Here is a 1,304-nt window from a genome sequence, read left to right as displayed (position 1 = left end):
GGACAATAACAAGTTAGGAGCAGTCATAAACTGCAGTCTCATTCGAAGCGATTAAAAAAGCACTTCTAAACGAGATGTTAGAAGTGCTAATTATTGAGTAAATTTAATAAACTTCTTATACCCAGACTTGATCAAATACTCGGTACATGTTGCCACCTAAGAACTTGCTGCAGTCTTCTTCTGAGTATCCATTTTCAAGCATGGTATCAATTAGAGCTGCAACAATTTGATATGGTGCTGGGGTAGGAAACCCTTTTGCTCCTACAGCGGCACTATAGCCACCATCAGGGAATACGTTCTGCCCCATTGGTGTTTGAATAATAGACGCTGTAAAATTGATGTTCGGGATATAGTCTGAACCGAAGCCAACGTGGTCTATACCGACTAAGTTGACCATATAATCAATATGTCGAAATAATTGTTCAGTCGTCAATATATCTGGGTTAGATGTATCCATAAAGGCAGCCACCATATTTATTGAGCAAACCCCACCGGTTGCCGCAACACCTTTAATCACAGCGTCAGAAAGGCTTCTCTGATAATCGGCAATGGCTTTCGCACCTGAATGCGAAGAAATGACAGGTTGGCTACTGCGTTCAATCGCATCTAAGGAGGTTCGTTCGCCAGTATGGCTTACATCAACAGGCATACCGTATCGGTTATAAGCGTCGACAAGTTTTTTTCCATATTCAGTTAGACCACGGTTCTCAATTTCGAAGCAGCCATCACCCACATCATTACGTTGATTATATGCCAATAAACAGTAACCATAGCCCATCTCACGCCATAGTCCTACGCGATCAACATCACCACCAAATATTTGAGTACCTTGGTGAGTGAAGTAAATACCCAATTTGTTTTGTTTTACCGCTTCATCAATATCTTTGGTAGTGCGGATCATCATATAGTCGTCTGGGCGTTCTTTCATTTTGCTTAGGTAGAACTGAGCGCCTTTCATAATGCCTTCAACCGAGGCATCTAACGAGTCTGCGGAAGGACATGCTGCTAGTACCTTGAATCCAGCGGCTTTGCACTTGTCCATTTCATCATGGAATTCTGGTGCTTCAGGTGAAGACCATTGAGAGGGCCAAAGACCGGAAAAAAGGCTGTCAATAGCCATAGAATCTCGAACAATTTTTTTTGCACGTTCAGATGCAGGATATTTGTGTGTTCGTTGAGGGATTTTTGAATAATCTTTTATTTCAAATTCTGGTAATTTTGGTGCACCTGACTTTGTCGCTTTATCATTACTTGGTTCGATTTCAGATTTGTTGTCCATATTTGAAATTTTCCTTAACAGTGTT

Annotated in this window: 1 protein-coding gene; it reads right to left on the bottom strand. The window is 41.3% G+C overall.

The genetic code is table 11. From position 1 onward, the window contains the following. Positions 1–115: 115 nt before the first annotated feature. Entirely contained in the window at positions 116–1,279 is a 1,164-nt protein-coding gene (locus tag AB4209_RS22325; RefSeq protein ID WP_017029485.1) for a dipeptidase, read from the bottom strand. Between the last annotated feature and the right edge of the window lie 25 nt (positions 1,280–1,304).

It is taken from the genome of Vibrio sp. 10N.286.48.C11 (assembly GCF_041469805.1).
Lineage (GTDB): Bacteria > Pseudomonadota > Gammaproteobacteria > Enterobacterales > Vibrionaceae > Vibrio > Vibrio crassostreae_C.
This window is presented reverse-complemented; position numbering and strand designations above follow the sequence as displayed.

Bases quoted from the DNA above. Each gene is read 5' to 3' on its own strand.
- AB4209_RS22325 (WP_017029485.1), bottom strand. From the start codon at position 1,279: ATGGACAACAAATCTGAAATCGAACCAAGTAATGATAAAGCGACAAAG.